Raw genomic sequence first — 18,797 nt, 5'->3', positions numbered from 1 at the left:
ACCCAATCCGGCCGAAATCGGCCAGATTGGCCGGAATCAACGGCGAGGCGGTCGATTTCTGCCGATTTCAAGGGCGACAGGGGCGCTGTTTCGCTTGCGCCAAAGGGAGGCCTGTGGCAAGAACCGCCCGCTTGGACGGGCCCTCGGGGCCGATTCAATTTTTCCCGGGCATGCTGCCGTAGCTCAGTGGTAGAGCACTCCATTGGTAATGGAGAGGTCGACAGTTCAATCCTGTCTGGCAGCACCAGGATCTTCATCGCGCTGCGACTGAACCGAAGACCTCCCCGCCTCCCACTATCCCCTCGCCAAAGACAGCCCTCCGTTCTTTCGTACGAAAATCTACTTTTGGTTGATTTTCGGCCGGAGCTATACTTCTATGTAACTGTAGTTACATGGCGAATTTCAAAACTCCGCAATACGATAGGGAATTGGGGGATTTCACGTGCGCATCAAAACCTTGCTGCCGACGGCTCTTGCGCTGTTGGCATCCTCGTCCGCATTTGGCTTTGAGTTGGTCGATATTGAGCGTGCTTCGGGCTCGCCGCCGGTCATAAGAGCCTTCGACGGTCCCAGGGACGTCTTCGAGTACGATCTCAAGGTCCGCAATCTCTGCGACAATGCGCAGAGCCTGAACAACGTGGCGTCGGGCTGGGTCGGAGCGAAGCGAACCGGCAACATATTCCAGGACGGGTTCAATATTCACGACCGGTCTGTCGCCCTTGCGGCCGTCGTCACGTTCCCGAACGCCAAGAGTGACCAGATCAAGCAGGTCAAGGTACCGATCATAGCGAAGGCCAACTTTGGCGACGTTCAAATCCAGAACTGCGAAGGCACCATCATCACCGACGTTCCGGCGAACGCGAAAGTGAGGCTGCACTTTGAGTACAAGCAGTCGGACACCATTCGATTCAATGACCCGACCAAGTTTGTGAGCGGGATTGCGACGGTCGGCACCAGTGCCGTCGCGTTGGGCTCCTTGGCCACGGGTACCGGTATTGGATCGGCGATCGTTCCTGTCGTCTCCTATCTGGAGAAGAACAGCAACGCCATCACCACGCTCAACAGCGGGGTGAACTCGATCATGGCGTCGTTTGCGGAAACCAGATCGCCCGACCCCAGGCAGTATGAGATCAGGTCAACCGCCAGCAACATCAGTTACAGAAGCGGCCGAAAGACCGTCATCTCGATCGACAAGATCGTGCGTGACACCGGGCCGGATCTTGACGGCGGAAACGGCTGGCTCGGAGTGGACAGGGCCTTTTCCGATCGCTACGGCGAGCTGCAAAGCCAATTCAACAATGCCCAGAATGCGGTTGATTCTCCCTGGTCGGCAAATCTGCCCAAGTTCTGCGCCAAGCTCAGAAGCTATGTGGATGGCGCGACCAGGGGAGACCGCTTCGCCTCGGCTCTCGGTATCGGATTTCACGCCTTCTACAACTCGACGGAGTATGGCGGGAAAACCTGTCTGAACTCATGGGAAATCGCCGCGCTGAAGGCGCACCATTTCGCTCCGCCGTTCCCTGGTGCCTGGCCGACAAATGCGACGTCATCCGAACCTGTGGTGGCAGCACGGTCTGCGCCCAAGCCGTCCGGCAAATCCGCCCGGATGGCCAACGCTCTCGCCTCGCGCTGATGATCTGAACTCACCCTGCCGGCGCCGAACGGAGGCGCCGGCAGGACGTGGCTACCGCCTCTCAGGGAGGATTATGCGATCCGGTTCCGGCGGCTACCGCCGGGCCTGAGCCGTCACGTGACCGCTCTATTGAGATCGCTATCCGCGCTTCCGCGGATCAACGCGCCAGCAGTGCGCCCATCCCGCCGATCGTCAGCACGACGTAGAACGCGAACACACTGCCGACCCATTTCCAATCGATCTGATCATGTTCGGGGCTGAGGCTTTCGATGATGCCGTGCATGATGGTTTCCTTCAGAAGCGTTTTCGAGCGAAGCGGGTACCGGTTCGCGTGATGAAAACGCGTCAAAACAAGAATCCAGAGCCCCGTTCCGATTCAATCGGAACGGAAAAGGCTCTAAAGCGCGATGAGATTAGGTTGAATCGTCATCGCGCTTTAGCTCTTTGTTTGAGCATGATCTTTTCGGAAAACCGCTTCGCACTTTTCCGGATCATGCTTTAGAAGTCGCCTGCGTGGGGTATAACCCGCGCCTCGAGGACGTCATGTGACTCACTTCACATTTTGCCATCGCGGAGCGGACCAATCTTGACCGGCCCAGAACTGAAGAAACTGCGCGAACATCTCGGCGAGGCGCTCGGCCGCAAGCTGACGGCGGCGGATATGGCGAAGCTGTGCGGGCTATCGGCCGCCGGCGGCGCCGAAAAGCTGCGCAGATGGGAAGTCACCGGCCCGACCCCGAAGGTCGCCGCCCTGCTGCGCGTGCTGGCGATGGCGAGCGAGCACTATCCGATCCTGGAGAAGTTCGACGTGTTCGATCGCCACGACGTCCCGGTCAAGGATCGCGCCGCCCGCCGCCAGGCGTTCCGCGAGCAGATGCGCGACGATGTGCGCAAGCGACTGGCCTAAAGCGCGATGAGATTAGGTTGAATCATCATCGCGCTTTAGCTCCTTGTTTGAGCATGATCTTCTCGGAAAACCGCTTCGCACTTTTCCGGATCATGCTCTAGCCGACGGCTTGGTTAACAGGAAACGCGCGCCGCGCGCACCGCGTTAAGCCTTGCTTCATTCCACCTTAAGCGTTCGTTAGGCACAACAAAACGTTTCGCCGCAAAGGCTGCGACTTAACGCTCCGCGCAGCGTTCCGGTGACTGCATTTTATTCAAATGCGGTCTAACCCGTCGCCGTGGATGGCGCCATTCACGCTGCGCCTCATGACTTGTCCGGAGACTGCCCCCATGAAGAAGTTCCTGCTCGCAACCGCCGCCGTCGCGGCCGTCGCTGCCTTTGGCGCGACCGCTGAGGCTGCCGACCTCGGCTCCCGCGGCTATTATCAGAAGGCGCCCGCGCCTGTTTACGCCGCTCCGCTCTACAACTGGACCGGCTTCTATCTCGGCGGCCATCTCGGCGGCGTGTTCTCCCAGAACAACAATTTCAACGGCCTCGCTCTGTCGGACTCCGACGCCCGCTTCATGGGCGGCGTGCAGGCCGGCTACGACTGGCAGCTGTCGCCGATGTGGGTGATCGGCCTCGAAGGCCAGTATTCCTGGGTCGGCGGCCATCAGCTCAACGCGATCTTCCCGGGCGGCTACGTCTACAACAACAACCAGCGCGGCATCGGCTCGATCACCGGCCGCGTCGGCTACACCTGGGGTCCGGGTCTGATCTATGTGAAGGGCGGTTACGCTTATTCCGACAACAACGAAACGGTGACGCTCGGCGGCGCGCCGGTCGGCTTCAGGCTCAGCGACAACCACAGCAACGGCTGGACCATCGGCGGCGGCGCCGAATACATGTTCGCGCCGAACTGGTCGGCCAAGGTCGAGTACCAGTACTACGACTTCGGCGACAGCCGCTTCACCGCGCCGGGCGCGCTGGTGCCGGTCGGCAGCTTCCACAATGACGAGCACACGGTGAAGGCGGGCCTCAACTACCGCTTCAATCTCGGCAACCTCGGCGGCCCCGCTTACGGCCGCTACTGAGAGCACGCCCCACAACCAACAGTGGAAAAGGCCGGCTCATGCCGGCCTTTTTACATCCGATCGCGTGCATCGATTCCGCACAGCGAACCGAGACGTCGCCACTGCGCGGCAGCCCTGAAAAATCCCGCAGATCGTCGCAATTTTCCCGATTTTGTTAACCGGCCGCACCGATACTCCCGCGCCGGGGAAACATCCAAGAGTAGTGGCCAAGGATAGTGGCCAAGCGTAGTGGGCCAGGGGGCACAGGGGCAATGGCGTTTCGGTTCAAGCTCGGCAAACCAAATCTCAAGCGTATCCATCTGCCGCAGATGGGCGTCAGGGGCAGCCTGTTCGCGGCATTCGCGGTTATCGCAGGCATGGCGCTGGTGATCAGCGCAGGCGCCGGCATCGTGCTGCATCGGCTCGGCGGCACCATGACCGACCTCTCTGGCCGCGACATTCCGCGGCTTGCCGCGAGCCTGCAACTTGCCGCGCAAAGCGCTTCGCTCGCGGCGCAAGGTCCCGGCCTGCTCGCCGTGCAGAGCGACGACGCGCTGAACGATCGCACCAAGAAGGTGCAGGACGTCGCGCGGCTCACCAACGCCAAGCTCGGCGAGATCATCGAGCTCGGCGCCGACAAATCCGTGGTCAGCGCATTGCAGGAGAACGTCAAGAACACCGACGAGGCGACCAAGAGCCTGATCTCGGCGGCGCGCGAGCGGCTCGAGGTCGGCGCGCTGCGCGACAAGCAGTACAACGCACTGCGCAAGGCGCAGGCGGCGTTCGTCTCCGCGGCAAGTCCGGCGATGCTCGACGCGCAGACCCGGCTCAACGCCATCCTCGCCGCGGCCGAAGTCTCCGCTGACGACGCCACTGAAGCGGCCCGCACCGTCGGCCAGATCAGCAACGTGCTCGCCGCCGGCAATTTGATGGCCGCCGACATGACCGCGGCGCTGTCGGCCAATTCCAGCGAAACCCTCGATGCGATCGAGGCCGAGTTCAAGGCCGGGCGCGAACGCGTCAAGTCCAACCTCGAGGACCTGCCGAACAATCCGGCGATCGTGGCGGTGCGCGACACCGCCTCGAGGCTGCTCGTGCTCGGCGAAGGCAAGACCGGCGTGTTCAAGATCCGCCAGAAAGAGCTCGACGCGATCGACTACGGCCAGACCATCCTGGAAGAGACGCGCAAGCTCAATGTCGGGCTCGGCATCAGCGTCCAGCAGCTGGTCGACGCGGTGCAGAAGGAGACCGACAGCTCGACCTTCCAGGCACGGCAGCAGATCTCGCTCGCCACCATGGTGATGATCGGCCTCGGCGCCCTGACGCTGGTCGGCTCGTTCCTGTTCGTCTGGCTCTATGTCGGACGCAACATCCTGCGCCGCATCCGCGGCCTGCAACGCTCGATGCAGCTGTTGTCCGACGGCGACCTCGACACCGAGATCCCGCAGAGCCGCCAGCACGACGAGATCGCCGTCATGGCCGACGCGCTGCAGGTGTTCCGCGAGAGCATGGTCGAGAGCCGCGAGCTCACGGAAAACCAGAACAAGGACCGCAGCGCCAAGGCGGAGCGCGCCTCGCGCATGGAAGCGCAGATCGTCACGTTCGAATCCAACGTCCGCAGCGCGCTCGGCAGCCTGCAGACCGCGGCGAACTCGATGCAGTCGACCGCGCAGAGCATGTCGGCGACCGCGGACCAGTCCAGCGCGCTGGTCAACGCCGTCGCGTCGGCCGCCGAGGAAACCTCGGTCAACGTGCAGACGGTGTCGGCCGGCACCGAGGAGCTCTCGTCCTCGATCCAGGAGATCGGCCGCCAGGTCGTCACCTCGGCGGAGATCGCCCGCAAGGCGGTGGAGGAAGCCAGCGCCACCGACAGCACGATGCAGGGGCTCGCCGACAATGCCGCACGCATCAGCGTCGTGGTCGACCTGATCCAGACCATCGCCTCGCAAACCAATCTGCTCGCGCTCAACGCCACCATCGAGGCGGCGCGCGCCGGCGAGGCCGGCCGCGGCTTTGCCGTGGTCGCCTCCGAGGTAAAGAACCTCGCGAGCCAGACCGCGAAGGCGACCGAGGAAATCCGCCAGCAGATCGTCAGCATGCAGGAGGTGACGACCACGGCCGTCTCCGCCATCCGCAACATCTCGAGCACGATCGGCGAGATCAACGACGTCACCACCGCGATCGCCGCCGCGGTCGAACAGCAGGGCGCGGCGACCCGCGAGATCGCCCGCAACATCCAGCATGCGGCGGGCGGCACCAGCGAGGTGTCGAGCAACATCGTCGGCGTCTCCACCGCCTCGGCCGAGGCGGGCACCGCCGCCGGCGAGGTGCTGAGCGCCTCCGACGCACTACGCCGCGAGGCCGACGTGCTGCGCTCGGAGATCGACGGCTTCCTGTCGAACATCCGTGCGGCGTAACACGATATCCCGTAGCCCGGATGAAGCGCAGCGAAGTCCGGGACCACGATTTGTCTTCCCCTTCCCCCTGAAAGGGGGAAGGTCGGGATGGGGGTTCAGCCGCAGGCGACGCTCCATGTGGAGAGAGCAGAATCCCCACCCGCTTTGCTCTGCGAGCAAAGCGACCTCCCCTTTTCAAGGGGAGGTTTGTCCGGATTGCGCTTCGCTTCATCCGGGCTACGGAATTCGGGCGCTGCTCCGTCCCATTCTCCGGACGACTATCTGATTTTTCGGCTGGCGCGGCGGCCCGTGTGCCGCTAAGCCGGTAGCATGCATACGAAGACCGACCCCGTGCACTCCTCGGCGGAGGCACTGCGATACCCTTGGGAGAATCATCCCGGCCACGACCAGGTCGTGGAGGTGGCTCCCGGCGTGCTGTGGGCGCGGCTGAAGCTGCCGTTCCGCCTCAACCATGTGAACATCTATCTGCTCGCCGATGGCGACGGCTGGACCATGGTGGATGCCGGCTTCGGCAACGAGGAATCGATCGCGGCCTGGACCACGCTGTTCGAGGGGCCGCTGAAGCACGTCAAGGTCACCCGCCTGATCGTGACGCATTCGCATCCCGACCATGTCGGTCTCGCCGGCTGGATCACCGAGCGCTTCGGCTGTCCGCTGTTCATGTCGCAGGTGGAATATCTGCAGTCGGTCTATCACCAGAACCGCGGCACCGAGGAGCGGCGCAACGCGCAGCGGCTGTTCTTCCGCCGCCACGGCATGGACGAGGACCTCACCGAGAAGCTGCTCGGCCGCGGCCAGGACTATTTGAAGCGCGTGTCGGTGCTGCCGCCGTCCTATCACCGCCTCACCCATGGCGACGAGGTCGTGATCGGCACGCGGCGCTTCAAGGTGATCACCGGCGGCGGCCACGCGCTTGACCAGGTGATGCTGTATTGCGCCGCCGACAAGCTGTTCCTGTCCGCCGATCAGGTGCTGAGCAAGATCTCGCCCAATGTCAGCGTCTGGGCGGTCGAGCCCGAGCAGAACTCGCTCGGCGAATATCTGGCCTCGCTCGCAAGCCTGACCACCACCCTGCCCTACGACGTGATCGTGCTGCCCGGGCACGGCGTGCCGTTCTACGGGCTGAAGACCCGGATCAAGCAGCTCGCCGATCACCATGAGGAGCGCTGCCGGCTGATCGCCGAAGCCTGCCGCGAGGTGCCGCAGACCTCCAAGGAGCTGGTGCCCGTGGTGTTCCACAAGCATGTGCTGGACGAGCACCAGATGGGCTTTGCCGCCGGCGAGCTGGTCGCCCATGTCAACTACATGCTGGTCGAGGGCCGCCTGACGGCCGAGATGCACGCCGACGGCATGCTGCGCTTCAAGACCACCTGAACCCGGCCGGGCGGCAAGGCATCGCCCGGCGACTTGACCGAAATCAAGCCGAACAGTCCCGGCTAGGGCAATTTGCCCAACTGCGGCGCATGCCCGGATGTGGGTCAATGCATGGACATTAGAGCTGGAAAAGCTCTAAGAAGAAGCAGTCATTCCGGTCAGGTTCCGCTTTCTGGGTTTGCCGATGGATTACAGCCAGTTCTTCAATACCGCCCTCAACCGCCTCCACGACGAGCGGCGCTACCGGGTGTTCGCCGACCTCGAACGGATCGCGGGACGCTTCCCGCACGCCACCTGGCATTCGCCGAGGGGCAGCCGCAACGTCGTGATCTGGTGCTCCAACGACTATCTCGGCATGGGCCAGCACCCCAAGGTGGTCGGTGCCATGGTCGAGACCGCGACCCGGGTCGGCACCGGCGCGGGCGGCACTCGCAACATCGCGGGCACCCATCACCCGCTGGTGCAGCTCGAGGCGGAACTCGCCGACCTCCACGGCAAGGAAGCCTCGCTGCTGTTCACCTCGGGCTATGTCTCGAACCAGACCGGCATCTCGACGCTCGCCAAGCTGATCCCGAACTGCCTGATCCTGTCGGACGCGCTGAACCACAATTCGATGATCGAGGGTGTGCGCCAGGCCGGCTGCGAACGCCAGATCTTCCGCCACAACGACGTCGCGCATCTCGAGGAGCTCTTGATCGCCGCCGGTCCCGACCGGCCGAAGCTGATCGTCTGCGAGAGCCTCTATTCGATGGACGGCGACGTCGCGCCGCTCGGCAAGATCTGCGATCTCGCCGAGCAATACGGCGCCATGACCTATCTCGACGAGGTGCATGCGGTCGGCATGTACGGCCCGCGCGGCGGCGGCATCGCCGAGCGCGACGGCGTGATGCACCGGATCGATATCGTCGAGGGCACGCTGGCGAAAGCCTTCGGCTGCCTCGGCGGCTACATCGCAGGCCGCGCCGAGGTCATCGACGCGGTGCGCTCCTATGCGCCGGGCTTCATCTTCACCACCGCGCTGCCGCCGGCAATCTGCTCGGCGGCGACGGCTGCGATCCGGCACCTGAAGACCTCGAACTGGGAGCGCGAGCGCCACCAGGACCGTGCCGCCCGCACCAAGGCGATCCTGACCGCCGCCGGCCTGCCGGTCATGTCGAGCGACACCCATATCGTGCCGCTATTCGTCGGCGATCCCGAGAAGTGCAAGCGCGCCTCCGACCTGCTGCTCGAGGACCACGGCATCTACATCCAGCCGATCAACTATCCGACGGTCGCCAAGGGCACCGAGCGGCTGCGCATCACGCCCTCGCCCTACCATGACGACGGCCTGATCGACGCGCTGGCCGAGGCGCTGCTCCAGGTCTGGGACCGGCTCGGCCTGCCCCTGCACCAGAAGTCGCTGGCCGCCGAGTAACCCTATTCGTTTCCGACCCCGAATTTGGGCCGGCCGTGCATCGCGCGGCCGGCCCTTTGCGTTATAATCCTGACAACCGGCCCTTCCCCAGCGGCCGGGACAGGAGATGAGCAGCGATGCTGCACGACTGGGGCGTAATCGCCACGGCGTTCGCCTACATCGGATTGTTGTTCTTCATTGCCAGCCGCGGCGACCGCAGCTCGCCGGGCGAGCGCGGCCGCGCCAGCCAGTGGATCTACCCGCTGTCGATGGCAATCTACTGCACCTCCTGGACCTTCTTCGGCTCGGTCGGCTTTGCCACCCGCACCAGCATCGACTTCCTGGCGATCTATGTCGGCCCGATCGTGATGGTCGGACTGTGCACGCCGCTGCTGCGCCGGGTGATCGCGCTCGCCAAGTCGCAGAACATCACCTCGATCGCCGACTTCATCGCCGCGCGCTACGGCAAGAGCCAGGCGGTGGCGGCGACCGTGGCACTGATCGCGATCATCGGCTCGGTGCCCTACATCGCGCTGCAGCTGAAAGCAGTAGCCTCGTCACTTGAGACCATCCTGAGCGAGGACCAGGCGTTCTCGAAAATTCCCGTGATCGGCGACATCGCGCTGATGGTGACGCTGGCGATGGCGGTGTTCGCGGTGCTGTTCGGTACCCGCCACACCGACGCGACCGAGCACCAGCACGGCCTGATCCTGGCGATCGCGGCCGAGTCCATCGTCAAGCTGGTGGCCTTCATCGCCGCCGGCGCCTTCGTTACCTTCTGGATGTTCTCGCCGGTCGAGCTCTACGAGCGCGCCCTGAAGACGCCGGAGGCGGTGCGCGCGATCGAATATGTGCCGTCGATCGGCAATTTCCTGATCATGACGCTGCTGTCGTTCTGCGCGGTCATGCTGCTGCCACGCCAGTTCCATGTCAGCGTGGTGGAGAATTCGACGCCCGCCGAAGTCACCCGGGCACGCTGGCTGTTCCCGCTCTACCTCATCGCCATCAACCTGTTCGTGATTCCGATCGCGATCGCCGGCCTCGTCATCTTCCCGTTCGGCGCGGTCGATGCCGACATGTTCGTGCTGGCGCTGCCGATCGAGGGCAATTCGCAATTGCTCAGCCTCGCCGTGTTCGTCGGCGGGCTGTCGGCGGCGACCGCGATGGTGATCGTCGAATGCGTCGCGCTGTCGATCATGGTCTCCAACGACATCGTGCTGCCGCTGGTCTTGCCGCGCAGCGACGACGCCAGCGCCGGCCAGAAGGACTTTGGCGATTTCCTGCTGAAGGCGCGCCGCTTCTCGATCTTCGCCATCATGGTGTTGGCGTATTTCTACTATCGCGCGCTCGGCAACACCCAGCTGGTCGCGATCGGCCTGCTGTCGTTTGCCGCGATCACCCAGCTGGCGCCGGCGTTCTTCGGCGGCCTGTTCTGGCGCAGAGCCACCGCACGCGGCGCCATGGCGGGCATGCTGGTCGGCTTCGCGACGTGGCTCTACACGCTGTTCATCCCGAGCTTCCTGGAAACCTCGACCACCGGCCTGATGCTGCTGCAGCACGGGCCGTTCGGGATCGAGGCGTTGCGGCCGCAGGCGCTGTTCGGCGCCGACCTGCCGCCGCTGCTGCACGGCGTGCTGTGGAGCCTTGCGCTCAACATCCTCACCTATGTGCTGTTCTCGCTGGCGCGCGCGCCGTCCTCGATCGAGTTGTTGCAGGCCGACGTGTTCGTGCCCAACGCGCTGGCCCCGATCGCGCCCAGCTTCCGGCGCTGGCGCACCACGGTGACGGTGGAGGATATCCAGAGCACGGTGACGCAATATCTCGGCCCCGACCGCACCCGCGAGGCCTTCGCCTCCTTCGCCGTCGACCGCAACATCGTGCTGCTGGCGTCGGCTCCGGCCGATTTCGAGTTGCTGCAGCATGCCGAGCGGTTGATCGCCTCCTCGATCGGGGCCGCGTCCTCGCGCCTCGTGATGTCGCTGCTGCTGCAACGGCGCACGGTGTCGGCCAAGGCCGCGCTGAAACTGCTCGACGACTCCCACGCCGCCCTGCACTTCAACCGCGAGATCCTGCAGACCGCGCTCAATCACGTGCGCCAGGGCATCGCGGTGTTCGACGCCGATCTGCAGCTGATCTGTTCCAACCGCCAGTTCTCCGAATTGCTGGGGCTGCCGCCGCATCTGGTGCAACTCGGCATCCCGCTGCCCGAGATCCTCGAATTCATGGGTGCAATCAGTCCGCCCGCGGCCGGCGACGGCGACAGCCTGCTGCAGGCCCGCCTGCGCGCCTACACCACCGAGGGCGAGCCCTATCTGGAACGCTTCACCGACCGCCATCTGGTGATCGAGGTACGTGCCAACCGGATGCCGGGCGGCGGGCTCGTCATCACCTTCTCCGACGTCACGCCGAGCTTCGAGGCGGCGGAGGCGCTGGAGCGCGCCAACGCGACGCTGGAAAAGCGGGTGCGCGATCGCACCGAGGAACTGACGCGGCTGAACTCGGAGCTCGCGCTCGCCAAGGGCATCGCGGAAGACGCCAACGCCTCCAAGACGCGCTTCCTGGCGGCCGCCAGCCACGACATCCTGCAGCCGCTCAATGCGGCGCGCCTCTATGTCACGAGCCTGGTCGAGCGCCAGAACGGCGGCGAGGATTCGCGCCTGGTCGAGAACATCGACGACTCGCTCGAGGCGATCGAGGACATCCTGGGCGCGCTGCTCGACATTTCCAGGCTCGATGCCGGCGCCATGACGCCGGCGATCACGAGCTTCCGGATGGCCGACTTGATGCGCTCGCTGGAGATAGAGTTCATGCCGATCGCCCGTGACAAGGGCCTCGACCTGCGCTTCGTGCCCTGCTCGCTGCCGGTCGAATCCGACCGCTCGCTGCTGCGCCGGCTGCTGCAGAACTTCATCTCCAACGCGATCAAATATACCCCGCGTGGCCGCGTCTTGATCGGCTGCCGCCGCCGCGGCACCACGCTCCAGATCAGCGTCTTCGACACCGGCGTCGGCATTCCCGTGCAGAAGCGCGGCGAGATCTTCAAGGAGTTCCACCGCCTCGAGCAGGGCGCCCGGATCGCCCGCGGCCTCGGCCTCGGCCTGTCGATCGTCGAACGGCTGGCGCGGGTGCTCAACCACCGCATCGCAATCTCGGCCAATGTCAGCGGCGGCTCGGCGTTCTCGGTCACCGTGCCGGTCGCGACCGCGGTCAACCATACTGCGGCCGTCACCACCGCCACGCCCCTGTCGAAGACGCCGATGAGCGGCTCGCTGATTGTCTGCATCGAGAACGATCCCGCCATCCTCGACGGCATGAAGACGCTGCTGACGGCGTGGGACGCCGAGGTGATCGCGGTGCTCGACGCCGACGGCGCGATCAGCGCGATCGAGGCTGCCGGCGGCCGCGTCACCGGCGTCCTCGTCGACTACCATCTCGACCGCGGCAACGGCGTCGCCGCGATCCGCGAGATCCGCCGCCGCTTCGGCGACGGCATTCCGGCGATCCTGATCACCGCCGACCGCAGCCCCGCGGTGCGCGCCGCCGCGCGCGAGGAAAACATCGCGGTGCTGAACAAGCCGGTGAAACCCGCCTCGCTGCGCGCCCTGCTCGGACAATGGCGCACCCAGCAGATGGTGGCGGCGGAGTAGCGCGCGGCGGCGCAATCCGGGCGCGCATCTCGCGTTGGATCATGATGCAATTGGATCGAATCGCATCATGAAGGCGCCGCAAGGACACGGCGCTCCCTCCCGCAAGCGCGAGAGGTGAAGCGAGCCTGCGCAGTGGCCGGCTCAACCGAAAATCACATGCTCCAGCAAGATCTCCAGGTGTCGGTTTAGTTCGGCCCCATTCCGGCCGACGCCGGGTGCCCTGGCACCTGAAAGCGCTTGCCTGTGTCGGTGACGTTGGTTCCGTCGACCTTGAGGATCGAGAAATCCTGGCTGAGGTAGTTCCCGACCAGGATGTATTTTCCGTCAGGCGTGAAGACCGCGGCCTCAGGCAGTCCGCCGACTTCTATATCTCCGGTCTTGGTCACTTTCTTGCCGTCGATCTTCAGGACCGAGACGCTGCCGTTCTTCTCATGGAAGAACGCATTCTTCATGTTCGAGCCGCGCAGGATCACCGAGACTGCGAGATCCCCCTTCGGACTGACGCCAAGCCCCTCCGGTCCATCGCCGACCACCACGCGATCGATGATGCGCGGCGGCTTCGCTTCGAGATCGATAACGCTGGCCGTGTCGACGCTGCCGTCCGACGCGCCTGAGTTGCCATTGTCCGACGTCAACGCAATCTTGCTGTTCGGGGTCACTGCGACGTTGTAAGGCCATTGGCCGGTCGGCAGGTCTATCTTGGAGTAGGTGACTTTGTCGCCGGCGATATCGAGCACCGATATCTTGTGCCCGGGAAAACGCGCGACCAGCGCGTGCTTGCCGTCTGGCGCGAACGCGACATGTGCGACACTGTCAGGCATCGATATCGTGTCGGTGATCTTGACGTCAGTGCCGTTGACCGAAAGCACGCTGATCGAATTGTCCCCGCGGTTGGCAACCAACGCCATCTTGCCATCGGGACTGAAGCTCAACCCTGATGGCTGCTTTCCGCCGGCAATGGTCGCTGCCAGCTTGGGCGGGGTCGCCTTGAGATCGATCACATAGATCTTGTTATCCGGCACCTGCTTCAGAGCGTCGCCTTCCTTCACCACGTCGACCGAATCCGCGACCAGCGCCACCGTTCCGGTCGGATCGATAGCGACGTTGACCGGGGGGCCGACTACCGAGTTCTTCAATGGGAGAGAAGCCGCAATCTTCGGGTTCTCGGGATCGGCGAGATCGATGATCAGCACTTGATCCTTGCCGGGCGTTGACAGCACCGGCTTGCCGTCGTCGTCCCACAACAGCTTCTCGTCCAGGCCGACGATCATCAGGGGCTTGGCCTGAGCGCAATTGAAAGAGTTGGTACCGAGAAGGATTGCCGCAGCCAGAGATAGTCCGGCGACGCGAGTGACGGAAATCATGGCGTTCTCCCCAAAAGCACGCGGCCTCTCACGGGCCGATGCCGGACAGGATACTCGGTTTTCGACCGATGCGCAGTTTGAATGGGATCTGGATGCTTCGCGAAAGCGTGCCATCGGGCGCGCTTTCGCGCCACCCGCCGGCTCGCAATGCCGTGGCCCGAGCCCGACAATCCAGCCGGAGTTGCTCAGGACTACGTCGGCGGCGTGCCCTGGCGCCATTGGCCGCCGGCGATCTTGGCGGCGGCGATCACGGCTTGGGTGCGGCTTTCGACGCCGAGCTTCTGCAGGATCGCCGAGACATGGGCCTTGATGGTGGCTTCGGAGACGCCGAGTTCGTAGGCGATCTGCTTGTTGAGCAGCCCCTCGGACAGCATCATCAGCACCCGCACCTGCTGCGGGGTCAGCGTCACCAGCCGGTCGCGCAGCCGCGTCATGTCGGGATCGCCGGCCGCCGACAGATCGGTGTCCGGCGGCACCCACACGTCGCCCTCCATCACCTTCATGATGGCATCCCGCAGCGTCTCGACGCCGAAGCGCTTGGGGATGAAACCGGAGGCGCCGAAGTCGAGCGAGCGGCGGATGGTTCCGGCATCGTCACTGGCAGATACGATGACCACCGGTATCGCCGGGTATTGCGCCCGCAGATAAATCAGGCCGGAGAAGCCGCTGATCCCTGGCATGCTCAGATCGAGCAGGATCAGGTCGACCTCGGAGTCCCGTTCCAACAGCGCGGTCAGGTCCTCGAACGATCCGGCCTCGCTGATCGTGGCCGAACTCACAACGCTCGACACCGCCTGACGCAACGCATCGCGGAACAACGGATGGTCGTCGGCGATGACAAGATGAGTATTGGCAGAAGCAGTCATCTCAGTCCCACAAGCGGGGCTTAGGCAAACCCGCGTCGCTCGGTTTTCGCCCGCGCGGCAGTATCACGCAAGCGCTTGATAATACCAGATGCCAACGCAGTTAACCCGCCGAGCTTGTGCGCTGCAATAGACGCATGTGGGGGCACTCCATTTGCGCTCTCTCCCTGAAGATAAGTTCAACCCTGCAAAAGCCAAAAGTCTTATTGGGGCGGGTTTCACTGCGATGTTACCTTGAATCAAGCTTGAGGCTCATTCGAGCCTGACCCGGCAGGCGGGACGAGCATGGCAGCAATAATTCGGGGGGAGCTATCCAGATGTCTACAATGACTGCAACTTCGGCGCGGCCCGCCGGCATGACGAAGGATGAACGGTTCGTCATCCTGGCGTCGTCGCTCGGTACCGTGTTCGAGTGGTACGACTTCTATCTCTACGGTTCACTGGCCGGCATCATCGGCGCGCAGTTCTTTTCCGACTATCCCCCGGCGACCCGCGACATCTTCGCCCTGCTGGCCTTCGCCGCGGGCTTCCTGGTGCGCCCGTTCGGCGCGATCGTGTTCGGCCGCGTCGGCGACATCGTCGGCCGCAAATACACCTTCCTCGTCACCATCCTGATCATGGGTCTGTCGACCTTCATCGTCGGCCTGTTGCCCAACGCCAAGACCATCGGCATCGCGGCGCCGATCATCCTGATCTCGCTGCGCCTGCTGCAGGGCCTCGCCCTCGGCGGCGAATATGGCGGTGCCGCGACCTATGTCGCCGAGCATGCCCCGCCCGGCAAGCGCGGCTACTACACCTCGTTCATCCAGACCACGGCAACGCTTGGACTGTTCCTGTCGCTGCTGGTGATCCTGTTCACGCGAACCCTCACCGGCGAAAAGGACTTCGCCGACTGGGGCTGGCGCATTCCGTTCCTGGTGTCGGTGCTGCTGCTCGGCATCTCGGTCTGGATCCGGCTGCGGCTGAACGAATCGCCGGTGTTCCAGCGGATGAAGGAGGAGGGCAAGACCTCCAAGGCGCCGCTGACCGAGGCCTTCGCGACCTGGAGCAACGCCAAGATCGTGATCCTCGCGCTGCTCGGCCTGACCATGGGCCAGGCGGTGATCTGGTACACGGGCCAGTTCTACGCGCTGTTCTTCCTGCAATCGATTCTGAAGGTCGACGGCTACACCGCCAACCTGCTGATCGCCTGGTCTCTGTTGCTCGGCACCGGGTTCTTCCTGGTGTTCGGCGCGCTGTCGGACAAGATCGGCCGCAAGCCGATCATCCTGGCCGGCTGCCTGATCGGCGCACTCACGCTGTTCCCGATCTTCAAGATGATCACGACCAACGCCAATCCGGCGCTGGAGAAGGCCTATGAGACGGTCAAGGTGCAGGTGGTTGCGGATCCGGCCAGCTGCGGCGATCTGTTCAACCCGGTCGGCACCCGCGTCTTCAGCGCGCCTTGCGACACCGCCCGCGCCTTCCTTGCCCAATCGTCGGTGAAATATTCGACGGTGCCGGGCCCGGCCGGCTCGCCGGTGAAGATCCTGATCAACGACAAGGAAGTGCCGTATACGGACGCCAAGACGTCGAACCCCGCAATCCTCGCGGCGGTACAGGCGGCGGGCTATCCGAAGCCGGGTGACGCCGGCATCGTGAAGATGTCGCACCCGTTCGATGTCTTCCGTCCGCAGGTGGCCGCGGTCATCGGCCTGCTGTTCATCCTGGTGCTCTACGTCACCATGGTCTACGGCCCGATCGCCGCCATGCTGGTCGAACTGTTCCCGACCCGCATCCGCTACACCTCGATGTCGCTGCCCTATCATATCGGCAACGGCTGGTTCGGCGGCCTGCTCCCGGCGACCGCGTTCGCGATCACCGCCTCGACCGGCGATATCTACTCCGGTCTCTGGTATCCGGTCATCTTCGCCGCAATCACCGTCGTGGTCGGCGCGCTGTTCATTCCGGAAACCAAGGACGTCGACATCACCAAGACCTGACCGTCGACATCGCGATCAGAATGCATCGGCCGCGGAGCGATCCGCGGCCGATGTCATTTGGAGGCGAGGTCTTGAAAGATAGGTCGCGCGCGTCAGCGCGTGGCGCCGATGAATTGCAGCACGATCTCGCGCCGGTGCGGACGGGCGCGATGCTCGATCAGATAGATGCCCTGCCAGGTGCCGAGCGCCATCTCGCCGTCGAGCACAGGGACCTGCAGCGAGGTCGCCGTCAGCATGGTCTTGATGTGCGCCGGCATGTCGTCAGGGCCTTCGGTGTCGTGACGCCAGCCGCCGTCTTCGGGCGCCGCACGGTCGAGCGCCGTCTTCAGATCGACCAGCACGGTCGGATCGGCATTCTCCTGGATCGTCAGCGAGGCCGAGGTGTGGCGGATGAACAGCGTGACCGCACCCTCGCCGGCACGCACCTCGCGCAGGAATTTGGCGACCTCGCGCGTGATGTCGGTAAAGCCGGCGCCCGACGTTTCGACCGCCAGGCGCGACGACACGATGCTGGTTGCCGCGACGGAGGATGGCGCCGAGTGCGACATTTGCTTCGATGAACTCATCTTACCTCTAGACCGTCGTCCCGGCGAAGGCCGGGACCCATAACCACCGATGTTCATTGGTTACGCGCGATATCAACTCCGAGTCGTCGAAATCGAGAGGCTACGGCGTATGGGTCCCGGCTTTCGCCGGGACGACGCTGGAGAGACGGCGCCAGCACAACATCAAATCTTGCCGCCATTGACGTCGCGCTGCACGCGGTTGGCCATCTCGATCAGCCGCCGCCAGGCCCGCTCCACGAACGACATCATGCGATCCATGTCGCGGTCGCTCGGCAGCGGGATCTCGATCTTGCGCTCGCCCTCGGCGACCTTCGGCTCGGTCTTGGGCTCCGGCTTCTTCAGCTGATCGGATTTCGGCAACGCTTCGTCGGTCTTGGCCGACGGTGCGCGCGCGGCGAGCTCACCCTTGAGCTTGTCATTGTCGGCTTGCAGGCGCCCGACCTCGGCGTCCAGCGCCGCCCGTTCGTCCGGCACCATGTAACAGGCCCAGCCGGCGCTGGAATTGGTGCAGGTCGACACCGCGCCGGTGCGCGTGTCGAGCCGCAGGAAACCATCGCCGGCGGGTGATAATGCGTAGCGGCCGTTTTCGGTGTCCGGCGCGGTTTGCGCGATCGCCGCGCCGCCGCTTGCGATCAGGATGGCAGCAATTGCGATGGACAATTTCGACGGCGACATCGCGATGGGCATGGCTTGCTCCGCCTCAACCTGATTCCTGCCCTAGACCACAGAGCTATAGGGCTTGCGGCCCGACTTCAATGCGTCTTCAAGCAATTCGATCCGGTCCTGGCCCCAGAACACCTCGCCATCGAGCACATATCCGGGCGAGCCGAACACGTCGGCGTCCAATGCATTCTGGCGATTCTGCTCATAGGCCGCGCTGATCGCTTCAGTGCCGGAGCGCTCCACCAGCTGCCGGCCGGGCAAACCGGCATCATCGGCGAGCTTCACCAGCGTCTCAGGATCGGCAAGGTTGAGTTGCTGCTCCCACACCGCGGGATAGGCCCGTTGCAGGAACGGCTCGGGGTCGAGGCCGGACTCGAGCATCGCGATCACCACGCCATCGGCAAGGCGCCCGTTGAACGGCCAGTTGGCCGGCTGCAGATGAAAATTCAGCCCGCGCTTGTCGCGCCAGCGCTGCAACTCGATCATCCGATAACGCTGCCGCACCGGATGGCGCTTGGCGAGCGGCAGTCCGCCGGTCTCCGAGAACAGATCAACCAGCAGCACGGGTCGGTAATTTACCCTGAGATCGTAAGTGCTTACGAGTCGAACGAAGGGCTTGTGGCCGATATAGGCCCAGGGGGATTGCAGCGAGAAGTAGTAATCGATCTGGCGCGGCATGCGGAACCTGACTGCGTGAGAGGACGGGACTTTCGGCGATCCCAGCAGAGCGGGAACAGCCACGCAATATCGCTCAATGCCACGCAAGCTGTTGCACTGCGATCACTGCGTCACTCTGACCTTGAATATCTCCAAATAAAACCAGCAGAATCAAAGCAATAACTGGTTACGACGCAATCTTGACTTGATTAGACGCGGTAAGTATGGTCCGCGCGGCTTTTGACGGGGACGGGCGCAATTTCCATCATCCGCGGCATC

The 18,797-nt window shown here is 64.0% G+C and carries 14 protein-coding genes and 1 tRNA gene; 9 read left to right on the top strand and 6 right to left on the bottom strand.

What is annotated here, in order from left to right:
• The first annotated feature begins 172 nt into the window (after positions 1 to 172).
• A tRNA-Thr gene (locus QA635_RS05120) sits at positions 173 to 247 on the top strand.
• Between the two features lie 195 nt (positions 248 to 442).
• On the top strand, positions 443 to 1,633 hold the full coding sequence (locus QA635_RS05115; protein WP_283067471.1) for a hypothetical protein: 1,191 nt from the start codon (positions 443 to 445) through the stop codon (positions 1,631 to 1,633).
• 157 nt (positions 1,634 to 1,790) lie between these two features.
• Here the strand turns inward: QA635_RS05115 and QA635_RS05110 are convergent, their stop codons facing one another.
• Positions 1,791 to 1,916, bottom strand: coding sequence for a hypothetical protein (locus QA635_RS05110; RefSeq protein WP_256438803.1), 126 nt, complete (start codon positions 1,914 to 1,916; stop codon positions 1,791 to 1,793).
• Between the two features lie 303 nt (positions 1,917 to 2,219).
• On the opposite strand from QA635_RS05110, the gene QA635_RS05105 reads away from it, so the two are divergent.
• The 6 genes from QA635_RS05105 to QA635_RS05080 all read left to right on the top strand — a co-directional run bounded on the left by QA635_RS05105 (position 2,220) and on the right by QA635_RS05080 (position 12,423).
• On the top strand, positions 2,220 to 2,540 hold the full coding sequence (locus QA635_RS05105; RefSeq protein WP_283067467.1) for a hypothetical protein: 321 nt from the start codon (positions 2,220 to 2,222) through the stop codon (positions 2,538 to 2,540).
• Positions 2,541 to 2,869: 329 nt separating this feature from the next.
• On the top strand, positions 2,870 to 3,613 hold the full coding sequence (locus QA635_RS05100) for an outer membrane protein (protein ID WP_283067465.1): 744 nt from the start codon (positions 2,870 to 2,872) through the stop codon (positions 3,611 to 3,613).
• Positions 3,614 to 3,864: 251 nt separating this feature from the next.
• Positions 3,865 to 6,009, top strand: coding sequence for a methyl-accepting chemotaxis protein (locus QA635_RS05095; RefSeq protein WP_283067463.1), 2,145 nt, complete (start codon positions 3,865 to 3,867; stop codon positions 6,007 to 6,009).
• A gap of 309 nt (positions 6,010 to 6,318) precedes the next feature.
• Positions 6,319 to 7,383 (top strand): MBL fold metallo-hydrolase, encoded by a 1,065-nt coding sequence (locus QA635_RS05090; protein WP_092080191.1) that lies wholly within the window; start codon positions 6,319 to 6,321, stop codon positions 7,381 to 7,383.
• A gap of 184 nt (positions 7,384 to 7,567) precedes the next feature.
• Positions 7,568 to 8,797 (top strand): 5-aminolevulinate synthase, encoded by a 1,230-nt coding sequence (gene hemA / locus QA635_RS05085; RefSeq protein ID WP_283067459.1) that lies wholly within the window; start codon positions 7,568 to 7,570, stop codon positions 8,795 to 8,797.
• A 116-nt stretch (positions 8,798 to 8,913) separates the two neighbouring features.
• On the top strand, positions 8,914 to 12,423 hold the full coding sequence (locus QA635_RS05080; protein WP_283067457.1) for a PAS domain-containing hybrid sensor histidine kinase/response regulator: 3,510 nt from the start codon (positions 8,914 to 8,916) through the stop codon (positions 12,421 to 12,423).
• Positions 12,424 to 12,608: 185 nt separating this feature from the next.
• On the opposite strand, the gene QA635_RS05075 is transcribed toward QA635_RS05080, so the two are convergent.
• Together QA635_RS05075 and QA635_RS05070 are read right to left on the bottom strand one after the other, a co-directional pair.
• Positions 12,609 to 13,901 (bottom strand): YncE family protein, encoded by a 1,293-nt coding sequence (locus QA635_RS05075; protein ID WP_283067455.1) that lies wholly within the window; start codon positions 13,899 to 13,901, stop codon positions 12,609 to 12,611.
• A gap of 77 nt (positions 13,902 to 13,978) precedes the next feature.
• Complete coding sequence (locus tag QA635_RS05070; RefSeq protein WP_283067453.1) at positions 13,979 to 14,653, bottom strand: response regulator; 675 nt, start codon at positions 14,651 to 14,653, stop codon at positions 13,979 to 13,981.
• Between the two features lie 314 nt (positions 14,654 to 14,967).
• Between QA635_RS05070 and QA635_RS05065 the strand changes: the two genes are divergently transcribed.
• Positions 14,968 to 16,632: an MFS transporter gene (locus QA635_RS05065; protein ID WP_283067451.1), complete on the top strand. Its 1,665-nt coding sequence runs from the start codon at positions 14,968 to 14,970 to the stop codon at positions 16,630 to 16,632.
• 92 nt (positions 16,633 to 16,724) lie between these two features.
• Here QA635_RS05065 and QA635_RS05060 read toward each other — a convergent pair whose 3' ends face one another.
• The 3 genes from QA635_RS05060 to QA635_RS05050 form a co-directional block, all read right to left on the bottom strand.
• Complete coding sequence (locus QA635_RS05060; RefSeq protein ID WP_283067449.1) at positions 16,725 to 17,198, bottom strand: secondary thiamine-phosphate synthase enzyme YjbQ; 474 nt, start codon at positions 17,196 to 17,198, stop codon at positions 16,725 to 16,727.
• Positions 17,199 to 17,360: 162 nt separating this feature from the next.
• The gene (locus QA635_RS05055) at positions 17,361 to 17,885 is read right to left on the bottom strand and encodes a hypothetical protein (protein ID WP_283067447.1); all 525 of its coding nucleotides are present in this window, start codon (positions 17,883 to 17,885) and stop codon (positions 17,361 to 17,363) included.
• A gap of 30 nt (positions 17,886 to 17,915) precedes the next feature.
• Positions 17,916 to 18,539 (bottom strand): 2-hydroxychromene-2-carboxylate isomerase, encoded by a 624-nt coding sequence (locus QA635_RS05050; protein ID WP_283067445.1) that lies wholly within the window; start codon positions 18,537 to 18,539, stop codon positions 17,916 to 17,918.
• Between the last annotated feature and the right edge of the window lie 258 nt (positions 18,540 to 18,797).

This window comes from Bradyrhizobium brasilense (assembly GCF_029714345.1).
In the GTDB taxonomy this organism is placed as follows: domain Bacteria; phylum Pseudomonadota; class Alphaproteobacteria; order Rhizobiales; family Xanthobacteraceae; genus Bradyrhizobium; species Bradyrhizobium australafricanum.
This window is presented reverse-complemented; position numbering and strand designations above follow the sequence as displayed.

What these genes read in the sequence shown, in the direction of transcription:
- QA635_RS05070 (WP_283067453.1), bottom strand. Translation starts at nt 14,653, where the DNA reads ATGACTGCTTCTGCCAATACTCATCTTGTCATCGCCGACGACCATCCG.
- QA635_RS05065 (WP_283067451.1), top strand. Translation starts at nt 14,968, where the DNA reads ATGTCTACAATGACTGCAACTTCGGCGCGGCCCGCCGGCATGACGAAG.
- hemA (WP_283067459.1), top strand. Translation starts at nt 7,568, where the DNA reads ATGGATTACAGCCAGTTCTTCAATACCGCCCTCAACCGCCTCCACGAC.
- QA635_RS05055 (WP_283067447.1), bottom strand. Translation starts at nt 17,885, where the DNA reads ATGCCCATCGCGATGTCGCCGTCGAAATTGTCCATCGCAATTGCTGCC.
- QA635_RS05090 (WP_092080191.1), top strand. Translation starts at nt 6,319, where the DNA reads ATGCATACGAAGACCGACCCCGTGCACTCCTCGGCGGAGGCACTGCGA.
- QA635_RS05075 (WP_283067455.1), bottom strand. Translation starts at nt 13,901, where the DNA reads ATGGCACGCTTTCGCGAAGCATCCAGATCCCATTCAAACTGCGCATCG.
- QA635_RS05110 (WP_256438803.1), bottom strand. Translation starts at nt 1,916, where the DNA reads ATGCACGGCATCATCGAAAGCCTCAGCCCCGAACATGATCAGATCGAT.
- QA635_RS05095 (WP_283067463.1), top strand. Translation starts at nt 3,865, where the DNA reads ATGGCGTTTCGGTTCAAGCTCGGCAAACCAAATCTCAAGCGTATCCAT.
- QA635_RS05080 (WP_283067457.1), top strand. Translation starts at nt 8,914, where the DNA reads ATGCTGCACGACTGGGGCGTAATCGCCACGGCGTTCGCCTACATCGGA.
- QA635_RS05050 (WP_283067445.1), bottom strand. Translation starts at nt 18,539, where the DNA reads ATGCCGCGCCAGATCGATTACTACTTCTCGCTGCAATCCCCCTGGGCC.
- QA635_RS05100 (WP_283067465.1), top strand. Translation starts at nt 2,870, where the DNA reads ATGAAGAAGTTCCTGCTCGCAACCGCCGCCGTCGCGGCCGTCGCTGCC.
- QA635_RS05060 (WP_283067449.1), bottom strand. Translation starts at nt 17,198, where the DNA reads ATGAGTTCATCGAAGCAAATGTCGCACTCGGCGCCATCCTCCGTCGCG.